Origin of the sequence: Thermobifida halotolerans, assembly GCF_003574835.2 — a bacterium.
Classification (GTDB): Bacteria; Actinomycetota; Actinomycetes; order Streptosporangiales; family Streptosporangiaceae; genus Thermobifida; species Thermobifida halotolerans.
On record NZ_CP063196.1, the window covers coordinates 4,717,526 to 4,743,670 of the forward strand.

The 26,145-nt window shown below is 71.5% G+C and carries 25 protein-coding genes and 1 pseudogene; 10 read left to right on the top strand and 16 right to left on the bottom strand.

The annotated features are described in order from the left end of the window. Positions 1–79 precede the first annotated feature (79 nt). The 8 genes and pseudogenes from NI17_RS21075 to NI17_RS21110 all read right to left on the bottom strand — a co-directional run. Positions 80–364: pseudogene (locus NI17_RS21075) on the bottom strand (Rv3654c family TadE-like protein); the annotation flags it as partial. Between the two features lie 11 nt (positions 365–375). Continuing rightward, on the bottom strand, positions 376–777 hold the full coding sequence (locus NI17_RS21080) for a TadE family type IV pilus minor pilin (RefSeq protein ID WP_068689876.1): 402 nt from the start codon (positions 775–777) through the stop codon (positions 376–378). A gap of 1 nt (position 778) precedes the next feature. Continuing rightward, positions 779–985 (bottom strand): DUF4244 domain-containing protein, encoded by a 207-nt coding sequence (locus tag NI17_RS21085; protein WP_068689878.1) that lies wholly within the window; start codon positions 983–985, stop codon positions 779–781. Between the two features lie 412 nt (positions 986–1,397). Then, entirely contained in the window at positions 1,398–2,141 is a 744-nt protein-coding gene (locus tag NI17_RS21090; protein WP_068689880.1) for a type II secretion system F family protein, read from the bottom strand. Between the two features lie 13 nt (positions 2,142–2,154). Next, positions 2,155–2,922, bottom strand: a complete 768-nt coding sequence (locus NI17_RS21095) for a type II secretion system F family protein (protein ID WP_234401801.1) — start codon at positions 2,920–2,922, stop codon at positions 2,155–2,157. Then, the gene (locus NI17_RS21100; protein ID WP_068689882.1) at positions 2,919–4,115 is read right to left on the bottom strand and encodes a TadA family conjugal transfer-associated ATPase; all 1,197 of its coding nucleotides are present in this window, start codon (positions 4,113–4,115) and stop codon (positions 2,919–2,921) included. The genes NI17_RS21095 and NI17_RS21100 overlap by 4 nt, the downstream gene beginning before the upstream one ends. Next, on the bottom strand, positions 4,112–5,206 hold the full coding sequence (gene ssd, locus NI17_RS21105; RefSeq protein ID WP_068689884.1) for a septum site-determining protein Ssd: 1,095 nt from the start codon (positions 5,204–5,206) through the stop codon (positions 4,112–4,114). The genes NI17_RS21100 and ssd overlap by 4 nt, the downstream gene beginning before the upstream one ends. A gap of 1,368 nt (positions 5,207–6,574) precedes the next feature. Next, positions 6,575–7,360: a Fic family protein gene (locus NI17_RS21110; RefSeq protein ID WP_068690363.1), complete on the bottom strand. Its 786-nt coding sequence runs from the start codon at positions 7,358–7,360 to the stop codon at positions 6,575–6,577. A 217-nt stretch (positions 7,361–7,577) separates the two neighbouring features. Here NI17_RS21110 and NI17_RS21115 point away from each other — a divergent pair, with 217 nt between their 5' ends. The 5 genes from NI17_RS21115 (at position 7,578) to NI17_RS21135 (ending at position 12,989) form a co-directional block, all read left to right on the top strand. Next, a complete protein-coding gene (locus tag NI17_RS21115; protein ID WP_234401802.1) occupies positions 7,578–8,012 on the top strand; it encodes a phage holin family protein in 435 nt (144 codons plus the stop codon). Between the two features lie 18 nt (positions 8,013–8,030). Next, a complete protein-coding gene (locus tag NI17_RS21120) occupies positions 8,031–8,945 on the top strand; it encodes an alpha/beta fold hydrolase (protein WP_068689888.1) in 915 nt (304 codons plus the stop codon). After that, on the top strand, positions 8,926–9,426 hold the full coding sequence (locus NI17_RS21125; protein WP_068689890.1) for a DUF309 domain-containing protein: 501 nt from the start codon (positions 8,926–8,928) through the stop codon (positions 9,424–9,426). The genes NI17_RS21120 and NI17_RS21125 overlap by 20 nt, the downstream gene beginning before the upstream one ends. 537 nt (positions 9,427–9,963) lie before the next feature. Then, the gene (locus NI17_RS21130; RefSeq protein WP_068690365.1) at positions 9,964–12,285 is read left to right on the top strand and encodes a sodium-translocating pyrophosphatase; all 2,322 of its coding nucleotides are present in this window, start codon (positions 9,964–9,966) and stop codon (positions 12,283–12,285) included. Positions 12,286–12,515: 230 nt separating this feature from the next. Then, entirely contained in the window at positions 12,516–12,989 is a 474-nt protein-coding gene (locus tag NI17_RS21135) for a SixA phosphatase family protein (protein ID WP_068689893.1), read from the top strand. 51 nt (positions 12,990–13,040) lie between these two features. On the opposite strand, the gene serB is transcribed toward NI17_RS21135, so the two are convergent. The 4 genes from serB to NI17_RS21155 form a co-directional block, all read right to left on the bottom strand. Continuing rightward, complete coding sequence (gene serB / locus NI17_RS21140; RefSeq protein ID WP_068689895.1) at positions 13,041–14,270, bottom strand: phosphoserine phosphatase SerB; 1,230 nt, start codon at positions 14,268–14,270, stop codon at positions 13,041–13,043. A gap of 258 nt (positions 14,271–14,528) precedes the next feature. Beyond that, positions 14,529–15,152, bottom strand: a complete 624-nt coding sequence (locus NI17_RS21145) for a DUF1707 SHOCT-like domain-containing protein (protein ID WP_068689897.1) — start codon at positions 15,150–15,152, stop codon at positions 14,529–14,531. Positions 15,153–15,180: 28 nt separating this feature from the next. Further along, complete coding sequence (locus tag NI17_RS21150; RefSeq protein ID WP_068689899.1) at positions 15,181–15,819, bottom strand: DUF1707 SHOCT-like domain-containing protein; 639 nt, start codon at positions 15,817–15,819, stop codon at positions 15,181–15,183. Between the two features lie 69 nt (positions 15,820–15,888). Then, positions 15,889–16,692 carry a hypothetical protein gene (locus tag NI17_RS21155; RefSeq protein ID WP_068689901.1) on the bottom strand — a complete coding sequence of 268 codons (804 nt, stop codon included), beginning with the start codon at positions 16,690–16,692 and terminating at the stop codon, positions 15,889–15,891. 272 nt (positions 16,693–16,964) lie between these two features. Between NI17_RS21155 and NI17_RS21160 the strand changes: the two genes are divergently transcribed. Further along, positions 16,965–17,750: an ABC transporter ATP-binding protein gene (locus NI17_RS21160; protein WP_068689903.1), complete on the top strand. Its 786-nt coding sequence runs from the start codon at positions 16,965–16,967 to the stop codon at positions 17,748–17,750. 118 nt (positions 17,751–17,868) lie between these two features. After that, entirely contained in the window at positions 17,869–18,621 is a 753-nt protein-coding gene (locus tag NI17_RS21165) for a sulfite exporter TauE/SafE family protein (protein ID WP_068689905.1), read from the top strand. 7 nt (positions 18,622–18,628) lie between these two features. On the opposite strand, the gene NI17_RS21170 is transcribed toward NI17_RS21165, so the two are convergent. Next, complete coding sequence (locus tag NI17_RS21170; RefSeq protein ID WP_068689907.1) at positions 18,629–19,255, bottom strand: HD domain-containing protein; 627 nt, start codon at positions 19,253–19,255, stop codon at positions 18,629–18,631. 238 nt (positions 19,256–19,493) lie between these two features. Here NI17_RS21170 and NI17_RS21175 point away from each other — a divergent pair, with 238 nt between their 5' ends. Continuing rightward, entirely contained in the window at positions 19,494–20,855 is a 1,362-nt protein-coding gene (locus NI17_RS21175; protein WP_267887177.1) for an FAD-dependent oxidoreductase, read from the top strand. A 22-nt stretch (positions 20,856–20,877) separates the two neighbouring features. Here NI17_RS21175 and NI17_RS21180 read toward each other — a convergent pair whose 3' ends face one another. Both NI17_RS21180 and NI17_RS21185 read right to left on the bottom strand, forming a co-directional pair. After that, positions 20,878–21,750, bottom strand: coding sequence for an alpha/beta hydrolase family protein (locus NI17_RS21180; protein ID WP_068689912.1), 873 nt, complete (start codon positions 21,748–21,750; stop codon positions 20,878–20,880). A gap of 241 nt (positions 21,751–21,991) precedes the next feature. Continuing rightward, positions 21,992–22,621, bottom strand: coding sequence for a TetR/AcrR family transcriptional regulator (locus NI17_RS21185; protein ID WP_068689914.1), 630 nt, complete (start codon positions 22,619–22,621; stop codon positions 21,992–21,994). Between the two features lie 446 nt (positions 22,622–23,067). On the opposite strand from NI17_RS21185, the gene add reads away from it, so the two are divergent. Further along, on the top strand, positions 23,068–24,108 hold the full coding sequence (gene add / locus NI17_RS21190) for an adenosine deaminase (protein ID WP_068689915.1): 1,041 nt from the start codon (positions 23,068–23,070) through the stop codon (positions 24,106–24,108). A gap of 64 nt (positions 24,109–24,172) precedes the next feature. Here the strand turns inward: add and NI17_RS21195 are convergent, their stop codons facing one another. Next, on the bottom strand, positions 24,173–25,315 hold the full coding sequence (locus tag NI17_RS21195) for a CapA family protein (protein ID WP_068689918.1): 1,143 nt from the start codon (positions 25,313–25,315) through the stop codon (positions 24,173–24,175). A 295-nt stretch (positions 25,316–25,610) separates the two neighbouring features. Between NI17_RS21195 and NI17_RS21200 the strand changes: the two genes are divergently transcribed. Next, a complete protein-coding gene (locus NI17_RS21200) occupies positions 25,611–26,033 on the top strand; it encodes a Fur family transcriptional regulator (RefSeq protein ID WP_068689920.1) in 423 nt (140 codons plus the stop codon). The last annotated feature ends 112 nt before the right edge of the window (positions 26,034–26,145 follow it).

The window sequence follows — 26,145 nt, forward strand, 5'->3', positions numbered from 1 at the left end:
ACGTGGCCGGGGCGCCCACGGGACCGGCGCGGGCGCGGGCCGCCACCCGTGCCGACCACAGACGGGTCGGCACGTCGACGGTGACGGTCAGGGTGAACCCGGAGAGCGAGCAGTGGATCAGCCTCGCCCGGTTCTCCTCGGCGGTGCGCCGGGCGAGCGCGCAGGCGTGCTCGGCGCCCCGCGCGGCCTCCTCGGCCCCGGCCAGCGCGGCGAGGTCGGCGGCGGTGGCGGCCCGGTGACGGTCGATCCGCACGCTCGCCGCCAGGAGGACGGCGGACGCGCAGAACCAGACCAGGGCGCACAGGGCGAGTATCCAGACGGTGCCCGAGCCGCGCTCACACGAGCGAAGCGGAAGAAGACGCATCGGAACCCCTTTCAGCGGTCGGGTTCGGCGGGGGCCGCGGCCGAGCCGCCGACCCGGAGAACGGGGGGTGTTCCGGGGACGATCCGGACCGTGGCGGTGACCGAGACGTGGACGAATCCGGCCTCGGAGGAGAGTTCGACCACGGAGCCGGGAGGGCCGGCCCCGGAGGCCAGGGACCTGACCGCGGCCTCGTCCTCGCCCCGGGCGAGCGCGCGGGCCCCGATCCGGGCGGCGTCGACACATTCGAGATGGCTACCGGCGGCGTGGACGCAGGCGAGCGCGACGCTCAGAACGAGGACGAGGCAGGGCAGCGCCACGGCGGTCTCGGCGGTGACCGCTCCGCCGTCGCGGTGCGGGCCGCTCCCGCGACGGCGGGGAAAGGCACCGGGACGGACGCGGGAGCGGCGGGCCACCTCAGCCCCCGATTCCGAGGGCGTCGACGACCAGGCGGGTGAGGAGATCACGGATCGTGGAACTGGTCACGACGGTGTAGAGGACGGCGGCGAACGCACATGCCGCGACCGTGACGAGCGCGTACTCGGACGTGGCCATCCCGGTGTCGCGGCCCCGGACGACGGGACGGCGCGGACGGCGGGACGGCGGTGCGGTGACGACGGACACAAGACCTCCCTGGAAGAAGGACGGCCGGAAGCGGACCGGAGAACCGGTGCGCTTCCAGGATGGGCGGTGGACACAGGCTGCGCCGGAGGGTTTTCTCTGTCTGTGGACAACCGGGCGGGATGCGGCCGCGGCTGTGCTCCGGCGCCCCGGCACGGAGCCGGTGCTGGGAAAACGGAAGGCCCCGGAGGGGCGGAGCCCAGAAGGCCCCGAAGCCGGTGTCGGGAAGCCAGGGGAGACGAGCTTTCGGGGCGTCTCGCCCCGAGGACCCTGTGGCCCCGGCCCGAGGGAGAACGGGACGCTGTGAAAGGGCGCTGCGTCGCAAGGGGGTGCCCGTTTTGCTGCCGATCCGGGGCAGTCCGCACCGGACCGCCCCCTGGAACACCTCGTCGCCTCCCGCATTCCGGCGTCGGGCTCAGGGCAGGACGAGGTCCGACAGCAGACCCGCCGCCAACGGGACGACCCCGATGAGGACGAAGGCGGGTAGAAAGCACAGCCCCAGGGGGATGACCACGGCCACACCGGTCCGCTGGGCCAGTGCCAGAGCCCTGGCGCGGGCGGCCCGGCGGCAGTCGGCGGCGTGCAGCTCCAGGACGTCGGCAAGAGGGGCGCCGGTGCGGCTCGCCCGGGCCACGGCCCGGCCGAGCGCGCCCAACTCCTCGGGGCCGCGCACGCTCCGCCAGGCGTGCGTCGGGTCGACGCCGAGCCGGAGCCGCCGCGCCACCCCGTCCAGTTCGGCTCCGATCGGCCCGCCCGTCGCACGGGCGACCGTCTCGACAACGTCGTTGGGGTGCGCCCCCGAACGCAGACCGGACACCAGCAGATCCACCACCAGCGGCAGCACCGCCGTGGCCGCGCCGGCGCGGTCGTGCGGACCGTCCGGGGCCGTGCGGCCGAGCCGCCACCACACCAGCGCGCCCACCGCCAGGCCCACCGGTACGCCCGCTCCCGTTCCCAGCAGCGGCCAGGAGACGGCCAGCGGGACACCCGCCAGGAGGACGCGCGGCACCCGGCCCGCCGCCCGGCGTGGTCGGCGCGGCGGAGGGGACGGGGGCGCCAGCGCGGAGAGTCTCCGCTCCGCGGCCGAGCGTCCGTCTCCGAGGAGCAGCGCTCCGGCCGACGCGGCCAGGGCGACAACAGCGGCTTCGAGCCATCCCATCTCCGGTCTCCGTTCATGCCTGCACCGTGCGCGCCACCCGGTCCACCATGCGCCGGATCCACCACAGCCCCAGGGCGTCCAGGGCGGTCCCGGCGGCCAGGCAGCCCACGCCCAGGGGAGTGGTCAGCAGAAAGGACAGCGGGGCGCCGCCCAGCGCCCCCGCCATCAGCAGGCCGAGCACCGGCAGCCCCGCGAGCAGCGCGGCGGTGGCGCGCGGACCCGCGAGTTGGGCGTCGAGTTCCCGCAGCAGCGCCTCCTCCTGGGTGAGTCCTTCGGCGAGGCGCTCGACCACCGCTGCGAGACCGGCGCCGGAGGAGGCGGCGACCCGCCAGCACACCGCGAGACCGGCCAGTCCCGATGCTCCCGGCAGGCGGGCCGCCGAGCGGAGCGCGGGGGCCGGATCGTGTCCCGCCTCGGTGAGCGCCGCCACATCGGCCAGTTCTGCCGCCAGTAGTGGATCGGTGTCGCGGACGGCCGTCGCCAGTGCGGCGGCGGGGGTGCTGCCGCAGCGGAGTTCCGCGACCATGGTGCGGCACACGTCCACGCAGCCGTGCAGGCGGCGACCACGCATCCGTCCGGGCCTCCGGGCGAGGCGGCGGCGGAGGGCCGTCCACAGGCTGTGGACGGTCGGCCGCGGGTCGAGTGGCGCGGTGAGCGACCGCAGTCGGAGTTCGGCGGCCGACGGCAGCGCCCATACCGCGGCGCAGCCGAGGCAGCCGACCGACCACAGCGCCCCACCGTACGGTACGAGCAACGCCGCCCAGCCGAGCACGGCGGTCACGACAGCCTCCCCGACCGCAGGGCGAACCGGTCGCGCAACTCCTCGAAGGCGGCGTCGCGCAGCAGCCCGCCGCCGTCGGGAAAGGTGACCGCCGGCACCGCGGTGACCAGACCGCCGCTGCCGCGCCGCAGCACGCACAGTTGCGCCACCCGACGCGGCCCGCCGGGCTCCCGGACCAGGTGTACGACGAGGGCGCGGGTGGCGGCGAGCTGGCTGTGCACGGCCTCGCGGCTCAACCCGGCGGCGCATCCCAACGCCTCGATCCGGGCGGGAACGTCGGTGGCGGTGTTGGCGTGCAGCGTCCCGCAGCCGCCTTCATGGCCCGTGTTGAGGGCGTGCAGTAGAGAGACCACCTCCGGCCCGCGCACCTCTCCGACGACCAGCCGGTCCGGGCGCATCCGCAGCGCCTGGCGGACCAGTTGGTCCAGCTCCACGCCGCCGCGGCCCTCGATGTTGGCGGGACGCGCCTGCAACCGGATCACGTGGGGGTGCTCGGGCCGCAGCTCGGCGGACTCCTCGACCAGCAGCAGCCGCTCCTGGGGACCGGCCAGCGAGAGCAGCGTGGACAGCAGGGTGGTCTTCCCGGTGCCGGTGCCTCCGGAGACCAGGAAGGGGAAGCGGGACTCGACCAGGGAGCGCAGCAGGAACACCCCCGGAGGTGGCAGGGCGCCCGAGGCGGCCAGTTCGGCGAGGGAGAACACCCGGTGCCGGGGCAGCCGCAGCGACAGGCGGGTGCCTTCGGGCGACACCGGGGGCAGGACCGCGTGCAGCCGCGCCCCGGAGGGCAGCCGCGCGTCGGCCCACGGCGCCGCCGTGTCGAGCCGCCGTCCGGCCTGCGCGGCCAGCCGCTGGGCCAGCCGACGCACCGCCTCCTCGTCGGCGAACCGCACCTCCTCGACCCGGCGCAGACCGGCGCCGTCGTCGACCCAGACGTCACGGGGGCCGTTGACCAGGATGTCGGTGATCTCGGGAGCGGCCATCAGGGGTTCGAGCGGCCCGACCCCGGCGAGGTCGGCGCGGAGGGTCCGGGAGATGGTCAGGACCTCGGCGTCCCCGAGCATCGCACCTTCGGCGCGCACGGCGGCGGCCACCGTGGCGAGGGTGGGTTCGGCGGCTTCGCGGATCAGACGGGTCCGGACCGCTTCGAGCAGTCGCGTGTCCGGTGCCCCGGAGGGCGGAGTCCGGCCGCTCATGCCGACCGGGCCGGGACGGAGCGGAGCCGCGTCACGAAGGCGTCACCGAAGGCCGCGAGCGGCGAACGCGACTGTCGGGCGGGAGGGTCACCGCGGTCCAGCAGACGGGACAGTCCCGGTTCGTCGGTGAGTTCTCCGGCCAGCGGAAGACCGAGCGAGGCGGTGACCGTCTCGGCGGACAGGCCGTCGGGGGACGCGCCGCGGACGACCAGGCGCAGATCCGGGACGAGTTCGCGCAGCATGGGGACCAGTCGTTCGGCGGCCACCACCGAGTACACGTCGGCGGGAAGCACCAGCAGGGTGACGGTGGCACGGCGCAGCACCTCCCGGGCCGCGGCGTCCAGTGAGCGGGGAAGGTCCGCCACCAGCAGTTCGGAGCCCCTGGCGGCGGCGTTGAGGACCGTGCGCACGGCCGACGGGGGAATGGGCGCGCAGGGGCGGCGCGCGTTCCAGGTCACGACGGGGATGCCGTGCGCGTGGGGCAGGGCGTCGCGCAGCGCCGACCAGACCATCCTGCCCTGTCGGTCGCTGAACTCCTCCCACCGGGAACCGGGAACGCGTTCGGCTCCGAGCAGCAGGTCGAGTCCGCCGCCCAGCGGGTCGGTGTCGACCAGGACCGTGCGGAGTCGGGCGCGGCGCCCGGCCAGCGCCAGGGCCACGGCGAGCAGGCTGGCTCCGGCCCCGCCCCGTCCGCCGACCACCGCGACGAGCGGCGCGTGGCCCGAGAGGCGTTCGGTGGATTCGGTGAGCAGGTCCACCACGTGCTCCTCGTCGTCGGGCAGGGTGAGGACCTCGCGTGCTCCGAGGCGCAGCGCGTCGGCGTAGACCCCGACGTCGGAGGTCGGGGCGGCGGAGGTGCGGCCGACCACCACCGCGTTGGGATGGCGTTGCGGCTCCGTGTGGGCGAGCGCGCCGACGAGGTCGACGCCCACGGCGACCAGTGGGGCGTCGGTCCAGTAACGGCCGCACCGCGCGGCGGAGGGGACCACGGTGACCTCGACGTTCGCTGCCGCGGCCAGCCGCAGCAGATCGTCGAGGAGTTCGGCGTCGTCGGTGACGACCAGCGGACGGACCGGATCGGCGGACGGCATGGGGACCTCCTGGAGGCGGCGGTGTGCTACCTCCACGCTCGCGAAAGCCGTCCAGGATGGGGGAAGCCGAATCCGCGGGCTGTGGACAACCACCGGTTGCCGGTGGAGGCGCCCCCGGCGCCGAGTCCGGGCACGGCCCCGTCTTCCCGCGCCTTCGAGGACGGTTCCGCGCCACGGGGCACCGGCCCGGGGCGGCCGGTGCCCTTGCCCTCGGTCCGCCCGTGGAGGCGTGCCCGGACCCGGCGCCCAGGGCGCCTCGACCAGGCACGGCCAGCCCGTGGGAGCCCGCCCCGGGCGCCGGGGTGGAATGCCCCGCCTTCCCCCGGGTTCTCCGAGAAGAACCCGCACCCGCCGCAGAACCCGACACTCACACCTCAGTCAGTCACCCATGTCAGGGCCACCGCTGTTGGGGGCAGGGGGGACCTGGAACCGGATGAACGCCGAAGCCCCGGTGGAGAAACCCCGCCGGGGCTTTTGCGCGGGTTCCTGAAGTTGGTCGACGCGGGGACCCTGCCCATCAGGGCGCACCACTCGGTGGAGTGGACTCCAGGCGGCCGGTGCGGCTGCCACCTCGCCGGGCGGAAGCCCGCGAACCCCGGTGGTGTTCGATGTTCCTCCACCGACGGACAAGACAGAAGGACGTCCGTCACCACAGAGCCCGGCAACCGGTGGTGCGGGACCGCCCGGGAAGCGCGCGAAGGCGGAAGCGCGGGCGGATGCCGCGCCGGGGTGCCTCGGCCGCCCGCCGCCGATCCGACGGGACCGCCCGTGAATCGGAAAAGCGACGGCCCCCGCCAGGGGGGAGAGGCGGGGGCCGTCTCACGGTCCGGCTCCGGGGGGAAGAGCCGGTGCCGTATCCGGTGAGGTCAGCTTCGGGACGGGGCCGGGGCGTCCGCCGCCACCGGGGGCGGGAGGGATTCCTCAACGCCCGGCCGAACCGGCCCTGTGAGTAATAGATGATATACACAAAGTTATCACGGTGCTTTGCTCGCTTGGTGAAAAAATGGTCTTCCGGGACCTTTCCAAGGCGCGCGGCGGGGCGTACAAAGGAAGCAGTCGATGGTGAAACCCATCGGACACGCCAGCCGGGCACCCACGCGTCACCACGCCGCGAGCGGCCCGTCTAGGCCAGGCGCAACCTGGTCAGACTACAGATATCGCACGCATGTTAACCCGGTCTGACGTGTTTTGGGCGACGCTTTGAACAGTCCCCGCGCGGGAGTCCGGGCGTCGCCCGCTGCTGTGTGACCCGAACCACGGGAGCCACTCCGTAATCCCCCGGCGGAAACGGAGTCCGAGGTCGCCTTTCCACCAGCCGGTCCTGGGGGAGAATTCCACCTGAACGGCAGGGAAACGGATCGCTGCGGTTCAGGACCGCGACGATGCGCGCCGGATGGCCTCGCACGTGGCCAGGGAGTCGCGCGCCCCGTCCATGACCGCGCGGGCGCAGTGCGCCACCCAGCCGCCCACCCCCTCGGGGGTCCCCGTCAGGTAGCCGCGCAGCGCGGAGACGTACTCCTCGCGCCGCTGTTCGTGGCCCAACTGGGTGGGGACCAGCGAGTTGGGGTCCAGCCCCCGTTCCAGCAGGGTCAGCCGTTCCGCGGCCCGCGCGACGATGCCGTCGCCCCACCCGAAGGGCCGCAGCGCCAGGAGTTCACCGTGCACGACCGCACTCACCACCAGGGCGGGGGCGTCGGTCCGAGCGGCCAGAAGAGCGGCGAGCGCCTCCAGGCGGACGGCGACCTCGGCCGAGTTCGGCGGCGCACCCAGCCCCAGGGGATCGGTCGCGCTCTCCCCCTCGCGTCGGGGCCGCCCCAGGTCCTCGGCGGCGACCGCGTCGGCCGCCGCCAGCATGTGCAGCCGCGCCAGCACCTGGCGCGGAGCCTTGGACCAGGTCTCCACGAGGAGCCCCAACTCCCCCGAGACCCGCAGCGCCCCCTTGACCCGGGGATCGTCGCTCTCCCCCGAACGCACCTGTTCCAGGGCGGCGTCGGCCCCTTCGAGCACCGCCGAGGCGCGGGCGCCCCGCAGTGCGGCCTCCATCGAGACGTCGCTGCCGCGGCGGCGCAGCACCCGTTGTCCGATCAGCATGTCGACGAGGTCGCGTGCCTCCGTGACGGCTCGGGCGACCTCGGGAAGTTCGGCGATCCGCATCAGGGGATCGGTCGGCACAGCGTTCACGTTACGAACCCTACGTCTGGGTAGTGGACAAGTGCACAACCGGGGGCGCCCCCGACCTCGACGGCCCGCCGGACCCCCTCGGCGGCATTGCGTGGGACACACGCGCGTCGCACCGACGGCGCCTGGGAACCGTCCGGAAGGAACTGTGCGAGGATGCCCAGAAATAGGTCCGATGGAAGGAGCCGCCTCGGTGTCCGAAACCAACACGGGTGGCCGGGAACCGGTGGACGTCGACGCTTCCGGACGTTCACTGGGCGAACTCACCTCCGAGGTGACCGGTAACCTCAGCCAACTGGTGAGCCTGCAACTCGAACTCGCCCGGACGGAACTCGCCGCGGATGCCCGCAGGGTCGCCCTGGGGACCGGGATGTTCGTGGTCGCCGCACTGATCGCGCACCTGATCCTCATCCTGGCCTCCATCACGATCGCCCTCGGGCTGGCCGCGATGGGGCTGTCCGGGTGGCTGGCCTTCCTGATCGTCACCCTCTTCTACACGCTTGTCGCGGTTCTTCTCGGCTTCCTCGGGTTCCGCGTCTACAAGAAGATCGAACGCCTGCCGCGCACCAAGGAGACCTGGGCCAGGACCAAGGCCGTGCTGCGCCGCGAACGCGCCGCCGGACTGTGACCGGTCGAGGCGGTGGCGATGCCCGATGAGTCGGCGGTCCTGATCGACGGCCCGTGGACCCACCGGACGGTCAGCGCCGGCGGAATCCGGTTGCACGTGGTGGAGGCCGGCGAGGGGCCGCTGGTTCTGCTGCTGCACGGTTTCCCGCAGTTCTGGTGGGCCTGGGAACGGCAGATCACGGCGCTGGCCGAGGCCGGTTACCGTGCGGTCGCGGTGGATCTGCGCGGCTACGGCGCCAGCGACAAGCCGCCCCGGGGCTACGACCTGTTCACGATGGCGTCCGACGTCGCCGGTCTGGTCCGGGTTCTGGGCGCACCCGACGCGGCCGTGGCCGGTCACGGTGTGGGGGGCCTGGTCGGATGGACGATGAGCGTCTGCCATCCCCGGACGGTCCGCCGACTGGCGGTGCTGTCGGCGCCGCACCCGGTGCGGCTGGCCGCGGCGGTGCCGCGGAGCTGGCACCAGGGGTGGGCGGTGCGGCACCTGCTCGGCTTCCAGGTGCCGGTGCTGCCCGAACGCCGCCTGGTGGCCGACGGCGCCGAAGCCGTGGGGCGCATGCTGCGCCGCTGGTCGCGTCCCGGCTGGCCGGACGCGGAGACCGAGTGGCGGTTCCGTGAGGCCTTCCGTATCCCTCTGGTGGCGCACTGCTCACTGGAGTGCTACCGGTGGCTGTTCCGTTCCCGCTTCCGCCCGGACGGCTATCGTTATCTGCGTCGCATGAGTGTGCCCGGCACCGTTCCCACGCTGTACGTGCACGGCGCTTCGGACCCGCTCGTCCCGCCCGCGACGGCGCGCGGCACGGAGCGGTACGTGTCGGCGCCCTATCGGCTGCGAACGGTGGAACGCGCGGGGCACTTTCCCCACCAGGAACGTCCCGACCAGGTCAACTCACTGCTTGTGGAGTGGTTCTCCTATGACGAACCGGACGCGTGACCCCCGCGACCGCGGCGCCGACGGTCGAGCCCAGAACCAGCGTCCCCGGGACCGCTACGGACGTCCCCTGCCGTACGGGACGCCGGGGGTGCCCCGTGTGCCCGACGACGCGGTGTTCACTCCCGCAGAGGGGTTGGCCGAGGCCCAGCGGCTGCTGGAGGAGGGGTACGCCTTCCACGCCCACGAGGTGCTGGAGGCGGTGTGGAAGGCGTCGGAGGCGTCCGAACGGGAACTGTGGCGCGGTCTGGCCCAGGTCGCCGTGGGGCTGACGCACGCCCAGCGCGGCAACGCGGTGGGCGCGGTCCGGTTGCTGCGCAGAGGCGCCGAGCGGGTCGCCGGATACGGCCCCGACGCTCCACACGGGGTGGACGCCGCGGGAGTGGCCGCGTACGGACGGGCCGCGGCCGACCGGGTCGAGGCGGGGCAGGCGGACCGGGTCGACCCCGCCGGGCTGCGGCTCACCCGCGCCCAGTCTGTGTGACGGGTCACACCGCGGCGAAAGGCATCCTGTCGCGGATGCGGTCCTGGTTGGGTGGAGCGGACGTCTGACTCCTGACCGGCTTCGGCCGACGCCATCCGGACGCCTGCTGTGTCACACGATGTGGAAACTGATTTCCGTGTGACTTGTGCACCCTTCATCACGTTTTGTCCCTGATTTTCACAGAATGTGAAGAAAACGGCATTCCTCCTGATTTCGGAGGGTGTGCCGTATTTCTTGTCTCGACGCAGGGTCACATATCCCGGGGATTTCTCGAAAAGCTTCTTTGGGCCCTCACATTTTCGGGTAACGATGCGTAGACTCCCGGCACATCGAATCCGTTAACACGGCGGAAACGATGCGTTTTTTCCTGATCAGTGGTGGCACCGGCAAGACCCCGCCTGACGCGCTCCCGGGCGAACCGTCCGGACCGACCCGGACGGCAGCACGCTCACGCGGGGCCCTGCCCGTCTGGAGGAGGACGGATTGACCGGGCTCAACCTCGCCGTGGAAAGCGGCACAGGGCTCGCTCTGCACGGTATGGATCTCACACTCGTCATTGTGGTCCTGGCGGTGGCGCTGCTCGCGCTGGCCGTCGCCGGAGCACTGGTGCGCGAGGTCCTCTCCGCGAACCAGGGCACAGAGCGAATGCAAAATATCGCAAGAGCCGTCCAGGAGGGGGCGGCGGCCTACCTCAAACGCCAGTTCCGCACCCTGGGTGTCTTCGTCGTCGTCATTCCCCTGCTGCTTCTCCTGCTCCCGGCGGACTCGGAGGCCGTCCGCTGGGGGCGTTCGCTCTTCTTCGCGGTCGGCGCGCTCTTCTCCGCGATGACCGGCTTCCTGGGCATGTGGCTGGCCGTGCGCGGCAACCTGCGGGTGGCGGCGGCAGCGCGCGCGGGGGCGGAGCACACGGCCATGCGGATCGCCTTCCGCACCGGTGGGGTGGCCGGAATGTTCACCGTCGGCCTCGGTCTGCTCGGAGCGGCGGTCGTGGTCCTGCTCTACCGTGAGAGCGCCCCCCTGGTCCTGGAGGGCTTCGGCTTCGGCGCGGCGCTGCTGGCGATGTTCATGCGGGTCGGCGGCGGAATCTTCACCAAGGCCGCCGACGTCGGTGCCGACCTGGTGGGCAAGGTCGAACAGCACATCCCCGAGGACGACCCCCGCAACGCCGCGACCATCGCCGACAACGTGGGCGACAACGTCGGGGACTGCGCCGGAATGGCCGCCGACCTGTTCGAGTCCTACGCGGTGGTCCTGGTCGCCTCCCTCATCCTGGGGCGGGTCGCCTTCGGCGTCGAAGGACTGGTCTTCCCGCTGCTGGTACCGATGATCGGTGTCATCACCGCGATCATCGGCATCTTCGTGGTGGCCCCCCGCGCCCGCGACAAGAACGCCATGGCGGCGATCAACCGCGGCTTCTTCGTCTCGTCGGTCATCTCCGCCGTCCTCGTGGTGGGCGCGGCCCTGCTGTACCTGCCCGCCACCTTCGCCGAACTGGAGGGCGTCTCCCCCGACATCGCCGCACTGGACGGCAACCCCCGGCTCATCGCGATCGGCGCGGTCCTGATCGGCCTGCTGCTCGCCGCGGCGATCCAACTGCTCACCGGATACTTCACCGAGACCACCCGCCGCCCGGTCCGCGAGATCGGGGAGAGCTCCCGGACCGGCGCGGCCACCGTCGTCCTGTCGGGCGTCTCGGTGGGACTGGAGTCGGCCGTCTACTCCGCGCTGCTCATCGCGGGAGCCGTCTACGCGGCCTTCCTGCTCGGCGCGGGCAACATCACCATCAGCCTGTTCGCGGTGGCGCTGGCCGGAACCGGACTGCTCACCACGGTCGGGGTGATCGTGGCCATGGACACCTTCGGCCCGGTCGCGGACAACGCCCAGGGCATCGCCGAGATGTCGGGAGACGTGCAGGGCACCGGAGCCGACGTGCTGACCAGCCTGGACGCGGTCGGAAACACCACCAAGGCGATCACCAAGGGCATCGCGATCGCCACCGCGGTGCTCGCCGCGACCGCGCTGTTCGGCGCGTTCCGCACCGCCGTCGAACTCGAACTGGGGGCCGAGGAGTTCAGTCTCTCCGTCGACCGGCCCGACGTCCTGGTCGGCGTGATCGTCGGCGCGGCCGTGGTGTTCCTGTTCTCCGGGCTCGCCATCATGGCGGTGGGCCGCGCCGCGGGCCGGGTCGTCCACGAGGTCCGCGAGCAGTTCCGAACCCGTCCGGGAATCATGGACGGCACCGAGAAGCCCGAGTACGGCCGGGTCGTCGACATCTGCACCCGCGACTCGCTGCGGGAGCTCATCACCCCCGGCCTGCTCGCGGTACTCACGCCCATCGCGGTCGGCTTCGCCCTCGGCTACGCCCCGCTGGGCGCGTTCCTGGGCGGCGCCATCGCCGCGGGTGCGCTCATGGCGGTGTTCCTCGCCAACTCCGGTGGCGCCTGGGACAACGCCAAGAAACTCGTCGAGGAGGGCCACCACGGCGGCAAGGGGTCGGAGGCCCACGAGGCCACCATCATCGGCGACACCGTCGGCGACCCCTTCAAGGACACCGCCGGACCGGCCATCAACCCGCTGCTCAAGGTGATGAACCTGGTCGCCCTGCTCATCGCGCCGAGTGTGGTCATCTACGCGGACAACCTCGCCCTGCGGATCGGTGTCACCGCCGTCGCGGTGGCCGTCGTCGTCGCCGCCATCGTGTGGGGCAAGCGGCGCGGCACGGACGGCACCTCCCCCGAGGGGACGGCCGAGGAGCGGAAGGGAGCCCTGGACCCCGGACAGAACACTCCGGCCGGGGCGGGGACGGACACCTCGGAACGGGCGCCGGTCGGTCAGGGCGGAAGCAACACCAAGGAGTGACCGGGGACTGACCTCCGCCACCCGATGACCCGTCGCGCCGGGAAGCACGCGGCTCCCCTTCCCGGCGCGACGCTCCTCCCCCACCACGGTGATCTCCGGGTCCAACTGGGACCGGCACCCGACACGTGGCAGACTTTCCGCATGACCGGTATGAGAGGGCTCGCCATCATCGTCGGCGTGATGCTGGCGTTCATCGCCCTGCTGACCGTCGTGGCAACGGTGGCCTCGTCATGAGTCGGCGGTTGATCGTGCTGCGGCACGCCCAGGCGGAGCACTCCGCGTCCCTGTCCGACATCGAGCGTCCGCTCAGCGGTGAGGGCCGCGGCCAGGCCAGGGCGGTCGGTGCGCTGCTGGCCCGCGAGGGACTCCTCCCCGAGCACGTCCTCTGCTCCACGGCGCAGCGCACCCGGCAGACCTGGGGCCTGGTCGCCGAGGAGCTGCCCTGCGAACCGGAGGTGGACTTCGAGGCGGAGCTGTACACCGCCGACGTGGACACCGCGCTGCGGCTGGTCACCCTGGTCGACCCGGAGGTGCGCACGCTGCTGCTGGTCGGCCACAACCCGACGATGGCACAGCTCGCCGCGGCGTTCGACAGCGACTCCGGGTACCTGTCCTTCCCACCGGCGTCGGCCGCCGTGATCGACCTGGAGGTCGACTGGCTCTACGCCGCCCCCGGAACGGGAAGCCTCAGGCTGCTGAACTGACCGTGGCCGGTGCGCGCCGCGGTCGCCCCGTGGCGCGCCGGTCGGCCGGGGTCACTGCTTCAGGTCGACGCGGTCGGCGGCCTCCACGTGTTCCCGGGAGATGCCGAGCAGGAACAGGATGGTGTCGAGGTAGGGCACACTCACCGAGGTGTCGGCCTGGGCGCGTACGACGGGCTTGGCGTTGAACGCCACTCCCAACCCCGCGACCTGGAGCATGTCGAGGTCGTTGGCGCCGTCGCCGATCGCCACGGTCTGGCTGAGCGGCACCCCGGCCTCCTCGGCGAACCGCTCCAGAGCAACGGCCTTGCCCTTGCGGTCGATGATCGGCCCCACCACCTCACCGGTGAGTTTGCCGTCGACGATCTCCAGCGTGTTGGCCGCCGAGTAGTGGATGCCGAGCTCTTCCACCAGGTGGTCCGTGAGCTGGGTGAACCCGCCGCTGACGATCGCGCACTCGTAGCCCAGCCGTTTGAGGGTGCGGATCAGGGTGCGGGCCCCGGGGGTCAGCACCATCTTCTCGCGCACGTTCTCCAGCACCCCCGCGTCCAGTCCCTTCAGCAGGGCGACACGGCGGCGCAGCGACTCCTCGAAGTCGATCTCGCCGCGCATGGCCTCTTCGGTGACCCGGGCCACCTCGTCGCCGCAGCCCGCGTGCTGGGCCAGCAGTTCGATGACCTCGCACTGGATGAGTGTGGAGTCGACGTCCATGACCACCAGATGCTTGGAGCGCCGGTGCAGGCCGCTGACCTGTACGGCCACGTCGATCGACTGGGTGACCGCCTCCAGCGCCAGGTCGGCGCGCAGCCGGTCGATGTCGGCCCCCGCGAGAGACAGCGAGAGCGCGGTCACCGGGTAGCTCGCCAGCCGCTCGATGCGGTCGATGTTGGCTCCTGCCCGTGCCACGCAGGAGGCGATCGCGCCGAGGGCTCCCGGGCGCAGCGGGTCGGCCATGATCGTGACGTCGAGTTTGTTCCCGCTGGATCTCACGCGGTCGCCGTCCGTGGTGAAGTCGACGACCATGTCGAGGTCGACCGCGACCTTGGCGACGGCGGAGCGGATCTCCTCGAACAGCCGCTCACGGCGGACGCCGGGGGCGACCCGCTCGTCAACCGTCAGAAGAACGCCCAGGAGCAGGCGGCCGCCGATGACCACCTGTTCCAGATCGGCGATGGTCACCGGGAAGACCGACAGCGTGCTCAACAGCCGAGCGCTGATCCCTGGGCGGTCCTTACCGGTAACCGTCACCAGAAGCGTTTCGGGCACGGAATTCGCAAAAGTCATGACGGCTCTACGGTACTCCGCCGCGCGGTGGTGGAGTAGACCAGGCCACCGAACCTTTCTGCACCGTCAATGCCCTGTTCATCGGCTTGGGAAGCCTCAGACAGCGGTGAATCTGTGGCCTATGTCACCTCCCCGGTGAGGGGGAGTCGCCGTTCCCCGAAGCCTCCTGGATCCAGCGGTTCTCTCCGCTCACCCTTTCGGTCGGCGCCGCGGCGACGGGGGACAGGGCCGCCAGGTGGGCCCGAGCGGAGGAAGCCGTCAGCGTCCGCGCTTCCTCTTGAGCGCCTTGGTCCTCACCTCGATGCCGCCGAGCAGGCAGGTACCGGTGAGGCGGATCGTGGGAGCGTTCGGCTCGGCGGAGCTGTCGACCCCGCTCAGGTCGACCCCGCCCAGGATGGCGTTGGCCGCGCTGGTCACGCGCACCCCGTACGGCACCGTGATCGACAGGCCGCCGAGGACCACCGCGCACTGGATGACGACCTCGCGCTGCGACAACACCGCCTCGCGCAGGTCGAGTTCCACCCCGCCGCACAGCGTGGACACACTCGTGTGCGGTTCGACCAGCCAGCGTCCTCCGCGCTCGGCCCCGCCGAACACCGCGGAGATGTTCTCCCGCCCCCGCCCCTCGGCCGCCAGCCGACGCGCCTCGTCGGAGGACACCGACAGGCCCACCGGCCCCGCGCCCGCCGTCTCCCGGCCGATGGGCGGCGGAAGGTCGCGGGTGACCTCGGCCAGTTCGCCCACGGTCTTGGCCCGGTACACCCGGTCCAGGCGCTCCTCCAGTTCGTCGTGGTCGAGTCGGCCTTCGGCGAGTGCGTCGCGGAGTCGCTCGGCGCCGCGTTCGCGGTCGGAGTCCGACGCGCGCAGGTGCTCCGGGTCCATGTGCGGTTCCTCGATTCCGGATGTGGGGTCAGCAGAACCAGGCGGACTTCTTCGACTTCTTCTCCTTCCGAGCCCGGGTCCTGACGCTGACCGTGCTGAAGATCGCGGTTCCCGTCAGGCGGACGGTGGGGGCGTCCGCGGGGACCGCCGAGTCGGCCCTCTTGAGGCTGACGTCACCGAAGACCGGCGTGACCTGGTTGACGACCCGCACTCCCGGAGGCACGGTCAGCTCCAGGGAGCCGAAGAGCAGGCCGCACTGGATGACGACCTCGCGCTGGGACAGCACCGCCTCGCGCAGCTCCAGCGACACGGAGCCGAACAGGGTGGAGGTGTTGGTGCGCGGCTCCACCAGCCAGCGCCCGCCCCGGTCGGCGTGGGCGAACACCGCGACGATGTTCTCCACGCCCTCGGCGGAGGGGTGCGGCTGTACGGTCGAGTCCCCGGCCGCGGTGACCGGGGCGGCCTCCAGGTCGAGGGTGAGCGGCGCGAGTTCTCCCAGCGTCTTGGCGGCGTAGACGGCCTCCAGACGCTCGGAGTGCTCCTCCTGGGTCAGTCGGCCGTCGGCCAGGGCGTCGGCGAGGACCCGGGCGACGCGGTCGCGGTCGGCGTCGGAGGCGCGCAGGGGGCCCGGCCCCGCGGACTGCGAGTGGTTCAGGATGTTCGCCATGGTCGACAGTATTCTTCCCCGGTCGGCGCGGTGGATCGGGAAACGACCCTGAGGTCTCCCCGAGTTTCCTCACCTCCGACCCTGAGTCCGATCCTCGGGCCAGTCCAGGACGGCGCAGTAGGCGGCGACACGGGCGCGGCGCACCGCCCGGTCCAGTAGGCGCAGCGCGAGTCGGCGGGACTCCGTCTGCGTGCCGCTCAGCCCTCGTCCCCGGTCGTCGTCCGCCAGGCGGACCACGACCGCCAACCGGTCGGCCAGCGCGGCGACCCGGTGGGCCCGCTGCGGATAGCCGGGGGCGAGGCCCGTGGTGGGCGGGCGGTCGGGGTCGCGCAGCGCGGTCAGCGCCCGCTGCACCTCGGGGCCCCACGACTGCGCGTCGTCAACGCGTCCGAACAGGGCGGCGGCCTCCCGGATCGCGGAGTTGAGGTCGTGTTCGGCCTCCGACAACTGGATCGACTCGGGGCGGCCGTCGGCGGCCGGACGGGGCGTCCAGGCCACCCCCCGGTAGGAGGAGCCGCGCAGGTCGGTCCGCGGCACCAGCCCGATCCACCGGTCGGCCAGGCGCACCAGCACCGCCTCCCGGGCCTCGATGGCGGCAGCCGCCAGCTCCTTCCCGCCGGTCAGCCCCAGGGGGTCTCCGGGGACGGGCAGGCTGAGCCGGAACTCCGCCAGGCCCAGACCACGCAGCCGGGCCAGCGCGCTGCGCAGCGGCACGCCCGGCTCAAAGGGCAGGGCGGGATCGACCACCGTGTCGATCAGGTGTGGTCCGGTGCGCCGCTCCACCGCGTCCACGGTGTCGTCGAGGCCCACCTGACCCGCCAGCCAGGCGTTCCCCCAGGCCACCAGAGCCGCTGAGGACAGTTCTGCAAGCATCGGTTCCAGCTTAGGACCTGCTTGGCGGATCGTTCCGGGTCCGCGACCGCCACAGCGACGCCCGGTGTCGCTCGAGCGGTCGGCCAGGACGCTCCTCGCGCGTCGCCGCAGCAGGCGCCGCCCCGGTCAGCGGGACCGCCCGCTGATCCGGAAGCCGCCACCGGACAGGCTCTGGAGCGCCACACGGGGCGGGTCGCCCTCTGGACGGAATCCGCTGCCGAGGACGATTCCGCGTCCAGTATGTTCGCACTCGGGTGTGACGAAGGAGGGCTATGAACGGGCACGTGCTGCGGATGAGCGGTGTCGGAGTGCGCCGAGACCGGACCGAGCTGCTGGACGGGGTGGACTGGACCGTCGAGGAGGACGAACGCTGGGTGGTCGTGGGGCCCAACGGGGCGGGCAAGACCACGCTGCTGCGGATCGCCGCCACCCAGCTCCACCCGAGCAGGGGGGCGGTCCACGTCCTGGGGGAGCGGCTGGGCGGCGGCGACGTGTTCGAACTGCGTCCGCTGGTCGGTTTCGCCAGCTCCGCGGTGGCCGCGCAGATCGAGGACGACTGGATCGTCCGTGACCTGATCGTCAGTGCCGCCTACGGCTACCTCGGCAGCGGCAGGGAGGAGTACGGCGCTCCCGACCACGCGCGGGCCCGCGCGCTGCTGGGCCGATGGGGGGTGCTGCGGTTGGAGGACCGCGCGTTCGGCACGCTCTCGGAGGGGGAGCGCAAGCGGGTGCTGATCGCGCGCGCCATGATGGCGGACCCGGAACTGCTGCTGCTGGACGAACCCGCCGCGGGGCTCGACCTGGGCGGCCGGGAGGACCTGGTGCGTCGGCTCGGCACCCTGGCCCGGGACGACGCCGCGCCCACGATGGTGGTCGTCACCCACCACGTGGAGGAGATCCCCGCGGGCTTCACCCACGGCCTGCTGCTGCGTGCCGGAAAGGTCGTGGCCTCGGGGCCGCTGGAGCAGGTGATGACCGCGGACAACCTCAGCCGGACCTTCGACATCGAACTCAAGGTGGAACGCGACGGGGAGCGCTGGACCGCCCGAGCGGCCTGACCTCCCGGACACCACCGGAGGACCGGCCACGGCGGGGCCGCCCCGGCCCTCGGCGCCGAAACAGCGGTTCGTAGACTGCACGGGATTCGGGGGACCGAAAACCGATGCGGGGGCGCGCATGGACGTGTGGCAGGCACTCGCCGTCCTCGCGGCGGGGGCCGGGGCGGGAACCATCAACACGCTGGTCGGCTCCGGCACGCTGTTCACCTTCCCGGTCCTGCTGGCCTGCGGCGTCCCACCGGTGACGGCCGCGATCTCCAACAGCATCGGGCTGACGCCGGGCGCCGTCGCCGGTGCCATCGGCTACCGCAGGGAACTCGCCGGACAGCGGACCCGGCTGCTGCGCTTCGGCGTGATGTCCTTCCTGGGCGCGATCACCGGCGGAACCCTGCTGCTCAACCTGCCCGAGAAGGTGTTCACGTCGGTCGTGCCGGTCCTCATCCTGCTGGCCTGCCTGCTCATCGTCTTCCAACCCCGGATCAACGCGTGGGCGCGCGGGCGCCGCGCCGCGCGCCCGAACGGCGGTCCCCTGCTGCCGTTCGGGGTCTACGGCGCGGGGGTGTACGGCGGCTACTTCACCGCGGCGCAGGGTGTTGTCCTGATCAGCCTGCTCGGCAGTTCCCTCGACGAGGACATCCAGCGCGTCAACGCCCTGAAGAACGTGCTGGCCTCGATCGTCAACGCCTCCGTGGCCACCTTCTACATCCTCTTCGCGGAGCCGTACTGGCCGGCCGCGGCCCTGATCGCCGGTGGCTCGGTCATCGGCGGCTACCTGGGGGCGCGTTTCGGACGCAGACTCAGGCCGACCGCGCTGCGCGCCCTGGTCGTGCTGATCGGCCTCACCGCAGCGGTCCAGTTGGTGCTGCGGTGAGGACGGGTCAGCCCCGACTGAGGTATCCGCGCCGTTCCGCGTCGTCGATCAGCGCCAGTGCGTAGGCACCCAGGGCTTCGGAGCCCTCGGCGATGAGTTTCACGTTCTTCAGCACATCGCTCTTGGAGACCCGGAACTGCTGCCACAGGGTGCCCTCGGTGTGCCAGTTGGCGAGCAGCGGCGAGAGCCGGTCGACGGCCCTGGCGAAACGCGACTCGGGGGTCCTGCGTTCCTCGAACTCGTCCCACAGCTTCCGCGCCCAGACGGCCTGGTCCTCGGGCAGCAGGGCGAAGATGCGGTCCGCGGCGGCGCTCTCCCGCTCCGCCTGGGAGTCGACCGCGGCGGAGTCGTAGACGAACGTGTCTCCGGCGTCGATCTCGACGATGTCGTGCAGCAGCAGCATGTTCACCACACGCTCGATGTCGGTGCCCTCGGGGGCGTACTCGGCGAACACCCGCGCGAGTACCGCCACGTGCCAGGAGTGCTCGGCGGAGTTCTCCCGGCGGGCGCCGTCGACGAGCAGGGAACGACGCAGGACGCGCTTGAGTTTGTCGACCTCCAGAACGAACCGGAGTTGGGAAGTGAGCCGTTCATGGTCGATTCCGCTGGTGAAAACCGGCGCCGGCTCGGTCACGTGAGTCGCCCTCCTAGAACTTGTCGCACGCGAGCCCCACGGGAAGACGCTCGCCCCGGACGAACGCCCAGCGGGGACAGTAACCGCCGAGTGGGGGACACCAGGTGATTATTCATCACGATGATGGAGATCAGCGGGGGATGTCCGGTCCTTCGCCATGGAGGGAAGTGGTGACTCCATGCAAGAGGGACATTCTGACGGGGAGAACTCCAGCAGGGGAGGAACCATGGAGCGGTCGGTGAACGGCGGACCACGGCTGGTTGCCATCGGCGGAGACGCCGCGGGGATGAGCGCGGCCTCGCAGGCCCGCCGCATCGGCCCCGGGGAGTTGGAGATCCTCGCCGTGGAGCGTGGACCCGTCACCTCCTATGCGGCGTGCGGTCTTCCCTATCTGGTCGCGAAGACTGTACCGAGTCCGGAGGACCTGATCGTCCGCGACCCGAAGACCTTCGAACAGGACTTCGCGATCCGGGTACACACCCGGACCGAGGCGACCGACATCGACCTCCAGGGACAGCGGGTCCACACGGTCGACGCCTCGGGACGGGAGCGTGAGGAACCTTACGATTTCCTCATGATCGCCACCGGGGGTGTGCCGCGCCGCCCGGAACTGCCGGGAGACCGCGCCGAGGGGATCTTCGGCGTGCAGACCCTCGAGGACGGGGTCAGGCTCCGCGACTACCTGGACGAGCACCGTCCGCGGCACGCCGTGGTCGTGGGGGCCGGATACATCGGTCTGGAGATGGCCGAGGCATTCCTGACCAGGAAAATCGAGGTCACCGTACTGGAGGCGGGCCCCGAACCGATGGGCACCCTCGACGAGGAGATGGGCGCACTGGTCCGCGAGACGATGGTCTGCATGGGGGCGGACTTCCGTCCGTGGACGCGGGCGATCGGCTTCGAGACCGACCGGGGGCGGGTGAGCGCGGTGGTGACCGAGGACTCCTCCTACCCGGCGGAGGTCGTGGTGCTGGGCCTGGGGGCTCGCCCCAACAGCGACCTCGCCCGGTCGGCCGGACTGCGGATCGGGCCGACCGGCGGGATCGCGGTGGACCGGCGTATGCGGACGTCGCAGGAGAACGTCTGGGCGGCCGGGGACTGCGTCGAGACCTTCCACCGGGTCTCGCGCGAGCCGGTGGCGATCGCGCTGGGAACGCACGCCAACAGGCAGGGCCGGGTCGCGGGCACCAACATCGGTGGCGGATACGCGAGCTTCGGCGGGGTCGTGGGCACCGCCGTCACCAGGATCTGCGGCCTGGAGGTGGGACGTACCGGCCTGAACGAGGCCGAGGCCCGGGCCGCCGGTTTCGAGTTCGAGTCGGTGACCGTGGACTCCACCACCCGCGCGGGGTACTTCCCGGGGGCACGTCCGATCACCGTGAGACTGCTCGCCGAACGGCGGACCGGTCGCCTGCTGGGCGGTCAGATCGTCGGCGGCGAGGGCGCCGCCAAACGGGTGGACGTGCTGGCCACCGCGCTGTGGAACGAGATGGGGGTGGAGGAGGTCGCCGGAATGGACCTCTCCTACGCCCCGCCGTTCTCCCCGACGTGGGACCCGGTGCTCATCGCCGCGCGCAGACTCGCCGAACGCGCCTACTGACCCCGACCGGGGACGGTGCCGTTCACAGGCGGACGGTGGTCTCGGCTCCGGAGAGCAGGTGGGCGTGGAACCACTCGGCGAGGGCGCGGTCGGCGAGCACGGTGCCGGGAGTGGGCGGCCCCGGGTCCAGGCCGGGTTCGGGGCCCAACGCGTGGGCGAGGTCGGGGACCACGATGTGCCGCAGGGTGTGCGGAAGGTGACGGGAGGCCAGGGCGTCGTGCAGCAGGCGGCCGTGGCCGGGGCGGATGATCTCGTCGTGCTCGCCGTTGACGATGAGCATCGGGGGCTGCGGATCGCGGGAGGCCAGCTCCTCGGCCCGTTCGGTGAAGTCCAGCCACGTGGCGATCTCGCGGGACTTGTCGCTCCAGTGGTAGGTGATGCCGAGGTGGCGTTCCCGGGCCGCGAGCACCTGCGCCGGGTCGATGACGGGGTTGACCACGCCCACCGCGCCGACGGGAAGGTCGCCCTCGGCGAGCGCGAGGAACACCGCGGCTCCGCCCGCGCCGACGCCCATCAGACCGGCGGGGGCCTCGGAGACCGGGAAGGAGCGCCGCAGTTCGGCGACGACCCGGGGCAGTTCGGCCGCGGCCTGCTCCACGACGGGGCCGTACAACTGGATCAGGTAGTCGGTCTGCCCCAACCGGTTCACCTCGGGGACGCCGCCTTCGGGAAGCCGGTGCCCGAAGAGCGGAAGCCCGAGGTAGAACCGCCAGACGGGCAGCCCGAGCAGCGGCAGGGTTCCGGCGAGGGCCGCCTCGCTGCGCGGCGGCTCGAAGGCGTGCAGGCCGATGACCATCGGCGCGGACCGGTCGGGGTCGGGCGGCGGGACCGCGAGATAGGGAACCCCTGCGGCGGTTCCGGTCAATGGTTCGGTGAGTGTGCCGTTGGCTACCACTGAGAGTTCCTCCCCTGTTCAGACGCACGCTGCCGCCCGCGTGAGGCGGGTGTGCCGACGCGTTGCGAACCTCGTGGTGGGAAGCGGGTGAAAAGGTCCTGGGTGGACCCGGCCGCGTGAGGCGGGCGAGGCGCCGTCTTCGTCCCCCGTGGCGACTCGCGCGCTGCCGCTGTGGATCGCAGACCGCACCACGGTCGGGTGGGACAGTGGCTCGCGGTGGTGTCGGCCGGATTGCGAATAGTCATTTTAGCGGTATTTTGTCGGATTCCTCGCTCTGTCGCAGACTCTGACGAGTTCCCCGTTCTGCGCGGAAAAGCTGCTCCAGGTATCCGCGGACCAGCAGCTTGGTCGAGGAGACGAGACGAGGATCACCTTCGGGGTCGTCGCGGAAAGCCAACTTGAGTACCGCGTCGGCGGCCTCGACCGCAACGACGGCCGCGAGGTCAAGCTTCTCACCTCCGGCCGCTCCGGCAACGGAAATCAGCAGGTCGCGTAGGCGTGTCGCGATAACCCTGTTGTTCTCGCGGGTGGAGTCGAGGAGTCGGGTGTCGACCGCGTCGCCAAAGTGCAGGCTGCGGAAGCCCGGTTCGTCGCGGTGCATGGTGATGTACTCGTCGATGATCGCGTCGACGGTCTCGGTCCAGTGGTCGAAATCCTGTTCCGCGATCCGATTGGCGACCCGCATGCTGAAGACGTCCAGATAACGCAGCCCCAGCGCCTGGGTGACGGCCCGCTTGTCCGGGAAGAACTGGTAGACCGAGCCGATCGCGACCCCGGCGCGTTCGGCGATCTTGGTCGTGGTCAGTTCGGCGTAGCCGCCCTCGTCGAGGAGTTCCGCGCAGGCGTCCAGCATCCGCTGCACCCGCGCCATACTGCGCTGCTGCGCGGGCAGACGGCGCAGGGGCGCATTGACCAGGGACTGGGAGGTGGGAATGGTCCGGTTTCCCGGGAAAGGGCGCGCGGCGCCTCTCCGCCGCTCGCCGGAGCCGGAACTGTGACGTGGTGCGGGCGGAGTGGCTGAGGAGGATCGGGAATTGGTTGTCACGGCCTCTATGATGCCTTTCTTAATTCGTTTGGTTCCGTACTATTCAGACTCCAAGGTGTGGACGGTCCGTTTCATGGGATTTGGCCACTTGTGGCCGGGGTGAACGCCGGAGCCCGCGGGAACTCCGCAGTCCGGATACCTCAAAGGGGCTGTCCCGATCGTCGGAGAGCGGAGATGGGGCCCGACGGTTCCGGGACGTGTGGGAGCACCCGCCGACCGCGCGGTGGGAATTCGGCGGGACCGGTCAGCGGCCCTTTCGGTAACGTCAACGCATGGACAACCCCAGCGTCCCCCGCGCCGCGGTCGAGAGGTTCATCCAGGACCTGCCCAAGGTGGAACTCCACGTCCACCTGGAGGGCTCGATGCGTCCCCCCGTCTTCCTGCGGCTCGCCGAGAAGCACGGCGTCCCCGGACTGCCGAGGTCACCCGAGGAGGTGGCGGCCTACTACGAGTTCCGGGACTTCGCCCACTTCATCGAGATCTACATCGCCTCGGTCCGGGTGCTGCGCGACGAGGAGGACTTCGCGCTGCTGACCGCGGACGTGGCCGAGCGGCTCGCCGCCCAGAACGTCCGCTACGCCGAGCTGCACATCAGCCTCTACAACCATCTGGTCCGCGGCATCCCCGCGTCCGTGGTCTTCGCCGGAGTGGAGCACGGGAGGCGCGAGGCCGAACGCGCGCACGGCATCGGGCTGCGGTGGATTCCCGACTTCCCCGGCGACTACGGGGTGGAGGCGGGAGAGCGGACGCTGGACGCGGTGCTCGCCGACGGTCCCCCCAGTGTCGTGGGGTTCGGCGTGGGCGGAATGGAGGTGGACCGGACGCCCTTCAGGGGCGTCTACGACCGGGCCCGGGCCGCCGGACTGCACAGCCTGCCGCACGCGGGGGAGACCGGCGGACCGCAGAGCGTGTGGACCGCGGTCGAGCTGCTGGGCGCCGAGCGCATCGGGCACGGGATCGACAGCGTGAAGGATCCGCGCCTGGTCGACCTCCTGTGCGAGAGGCGCATCCCGTTGGACGTGTCCCCCACGTCCAACGTGTGCACCAGAGCCGTCGCCGACATCGTGGAGCACCCGCTGCCGCGCATGCTGAAGACGGGGTTGACGGTCACGTTGAACTCCGACGACCCGCCCATGTTCGGCACCGACCTGGTGAACGAGTACCGGACCGCGCACGCCCTCGGACTGGACCTGGCGGACCTGGCGCTGCTGGCGGGCAACGGCGTCGCGGCCTCGTACCTCGACGCCGCGGCCAAGCGCGAGTTGACCGCGGAGATCGAGTCGGTGCTGGCGGCGGCCCTGGACCCGAGATGAGAAGGCGCGGGCCCCGGAGGCGTCGGTCGCTTCCGGGGCCCGCGGTGTCGGCCGTGCGGGCGGGTCAGACGGCCGGTTCGCCCGGCTCGGCGGTCAGATTGGTCCCGCCGCACTGCTCCCGGTAGCCCTCGAAGCTCGCCACTCCCTGGGAGACGGCGGACTCGTCCTCGTGCAGGATCGGGATGCCGCCCTGGATCTGGCCGGGCAGCCACTCGTCGTCGAGGATCTTGTCACCCTGGAGGGTGAGCCGCAGCACACCCGTCTCGGCGGTGGGGCCGCTGAAGTTGTAGAAGACGAAGTTGCCGAGTCCGTAGTGCACGTAGGCGTCGCCCATGTAGCCACCGGGGCTGACCACGTGCGCGTGCCCGCCCACCACGGCGGTGGCTCCCGCGTCGATGAGCTGCTGGGCGAGCCCGGGGGCGTGCGGCAGCGGGCAGTGGTCGCCCTCCAGGCCCCAGTGCAGGAACACGATGACGGCGTCGGCCCGGGAGCCGGCGTCCTCGACGGCCTGGATGGCGTGGGTGAGCATCTCGCCCTTGGTGGAGGCCAGACCCGGCTTGCCCTCGCCCGCGGTCCACTCGGAGATCAGGTGGTCGTCCAGCACGTCGGTGGCGCCGATGATGGCCAGGGTGTTCCCGTTGACCTCGAAGAACTCGGGTTCGTAGGCCTCGCTGAGGTCCCGTCCCGCCCCGATCACCGGGAAGTCCGCGGCCTCGGCGTTGTCGAGGGTGTCGATCAGGCCGTCGGTGCCGTAGTCCATGCCGTGGTTGTTGGCCACGGTCGCCACGTCGACGCCGGCCGACTCCAGTGCGGTGAAGGCCGTGGCGGGGGCGCGGAAGACGAACTGCTTGCCCGGTGCGGGGGTGCCGCCGTCGGTGACGGCGGTCTCCAGGTTGACCACGCTGACGTCAGCCTCCTGGAAGACCTCGGAGACCGGTCCCAGGGCGGTGGCCGGGTCGGAGTCCAGGCGCTGCCGGAGCATCCCCTCGAACATGACGTCACCGCCGATGGCGACGGTGTACGGCTCCTGGGAGGGCTCGGGAGAGGCGGACGGCGTGGGCTCCGCGGCATCGGGTGGGTCCGCGGCGGCTGCGGGGGCCTCGTCGCCCGAACCGCAGGCTGTGGCGAGCAGAGCCGTGGCCAGCAGCAGCGAGCCGAGGCGGAGCGGACGACCGTAGGGGCGTGGCGTCTGGGAAAGCGGGGTCACACGTATCTCCTGAGAAGCGGATTCGGCCGGTACTGGTAGGACGCGAGAGAGCGGTCCCCCGTTGTGGACGGGCCGACCGATGAACTTGATTTGTTACGAATGTCGGATTTGACGTCATCGAAACAGACCAGAATCACTACCTTGGGTGATGGTAGTGTGACGCGGAGTCCGGGATCGGGAACTGGGGGAGCGGGAACAACGTTACGTCCGCGGTCCCGCGGAAACGGGGGCGGGGGGTTTAACTGGACATACTCATTTTCTTGAACAACTCCAGATAGTGGCCTAGGGTGAAGCCATGGACGACGTCGCTGCCCTCCGCGCGGCCGGGCTGCGGGTGACCGCCTCCCGCCTGGCGATACTCGACGCGGTCCGTCAGGGAGACCACCTGGACGCCGACCGTGTGGCGCGTGCTGTCCGGGGCCGGGTCGGACACGTGTCGACCCAGGCGGTCTACGACAGCCTGCACGCCCTCACCGCCGCCGGACTGCTTCGTCGCATCGAACCCGCGGGTTCCCCCGCCCGGTACGAGACCCGCGTGGGGGACAACCACCACCACCTGGTCTGCCGCGACTGCGGTGAGGTGACCGACATCGACTGCGTGGTCGGGGAGGCCCCGTGTCTGCTGCCCTCGCAGACGCACGGCTACGCCCTCGACGAGGCAGAGGTGGTGTTCTGGGGGATCTGCCCCACGTGCCAGGCGGGGGAGCGGACTCGATGACCTGACCCTCCGGGCCTGTCCCGCACGGTGTGCGGCCCGGGGCCTCTCCATGGACGTCGGTTGACCCGACATCACCGTTTCCGAGGCTGAGCCTTAGCAGAAAGGTATGAGC

Coding starts and splice junctions, on each gene's coding strand:
- serB (WP_068689895.1), bottom strand. CDS start 14,270: ATGACTTTTGCGAATTCCGTGCCCGAAACGCTTCTGGTGACGGTTACC.
- NI17_RS21110 (WP_068690363.1), bottom strand. CDS start 7,360: ATGCGGATCGCCGAACTTCCCGAGGTCGCCCGAGCCGTCACGGAGGCA.
- NI17_RS21130 (WP_068690365.1), top strand. CDS start 9,964: ATGGATCTCACACTCGTCATTGTGGTCCTGGCGGTGGCGCTGCTCGCG.
- NI17_RS21090 (WP_068689880.1), bottom strand. CDS start 2,141: ATGGGATGGCTCGAAGCCGCTGTTGTCGCCCTGGCCGCGTCGGCCGGA.
- add (WP_068689915.1), top strand. CDS start 23,068: ATGGACAACCCCAGCGTCCCCCGCGCCGCGGTCGAGAGGTTCATCCAG.
- NI17_RS21120 (WP_068689888.1), top strand. CDS start 8,031: ATGCCCGATGAGTCGGCGGTCCTGATCGACGGCCCGTGGACCCACCGG.
- NI17_RS21160 (WP_068689903.1), top strand. CDS start 16,965: ATGAACGGGCACGTGCTGCGGATGAGCGGTGTCGGAGTGCGCCGAGAC.
- NI17_RS21185 (WP_068689914.1), bottom strand. CDS start 22,621: ATGGCGCGGGTGCAGCGGATGCTGGACGCCTGCGCGGAACTCCTCGAC.
- NI17_RS21150 (WP_068689899.1), bottom strand. CDS start 15,819: ATGGCGAACATCCTGAACCACTCGCAGTCCGCGGGGCCGGGCCCCCTG.
- ssd (WP_068689884.1), bottom strand. CDS start 5,206: ATGCCGTCCGCCGATCCGGTCCGTCCGCTGGTCGTCACCGACGACGCC.
- NI17_RS21155 (WP_068689901.1), bottom strand. CDS start 16,692: ATGCTTGCAGAACTGTCCTCAGCGGCTCTGGTGGCCTGGGGGAACGCC.
- NI17_RS21145 (WP_068689897.1), bottom strand. CDS start 15,152: ATGGACCCGGAGCACCTGCGCGCGTCGGACTCCGACCGCGAACGCGGC.
- NI17_RS21135 (WP_068689893.1), top strand. CDS start 12,516: ATGAGTCGGCGGTTGATCGTGCTGCGGCACGCCCAGGCGGAGCACTCC.
- NI17_RS21200 (WP_068689920.1), top strand. CDS start 25,611: ATGGACGACGTCGCTGCCCTCCGCGCGGCCGGGCTGCGGGTGACCGCC.
- NI17_RS21100 (WP_068689882.1), bottom strand. CDS start 4,115: ATGAGCGGCCGGACTCCGCCCTCCGGGGCACCGGACACGCGACTGCTC.
- NI17_RS21165 (WP_068689905.1), top strand. CDS start 17,869: ATGGACGTGTGGCAGGCACTCGCCGTCCTCGCGGCGGGGGCCGGGGCG.
- NI17_RS21125 (WP_068689890.1), top strand. CDS start 8,926: ATGACGAACCGGACGCGTGACCCCCGCGACCGCGGCGCCGACGGTCGA.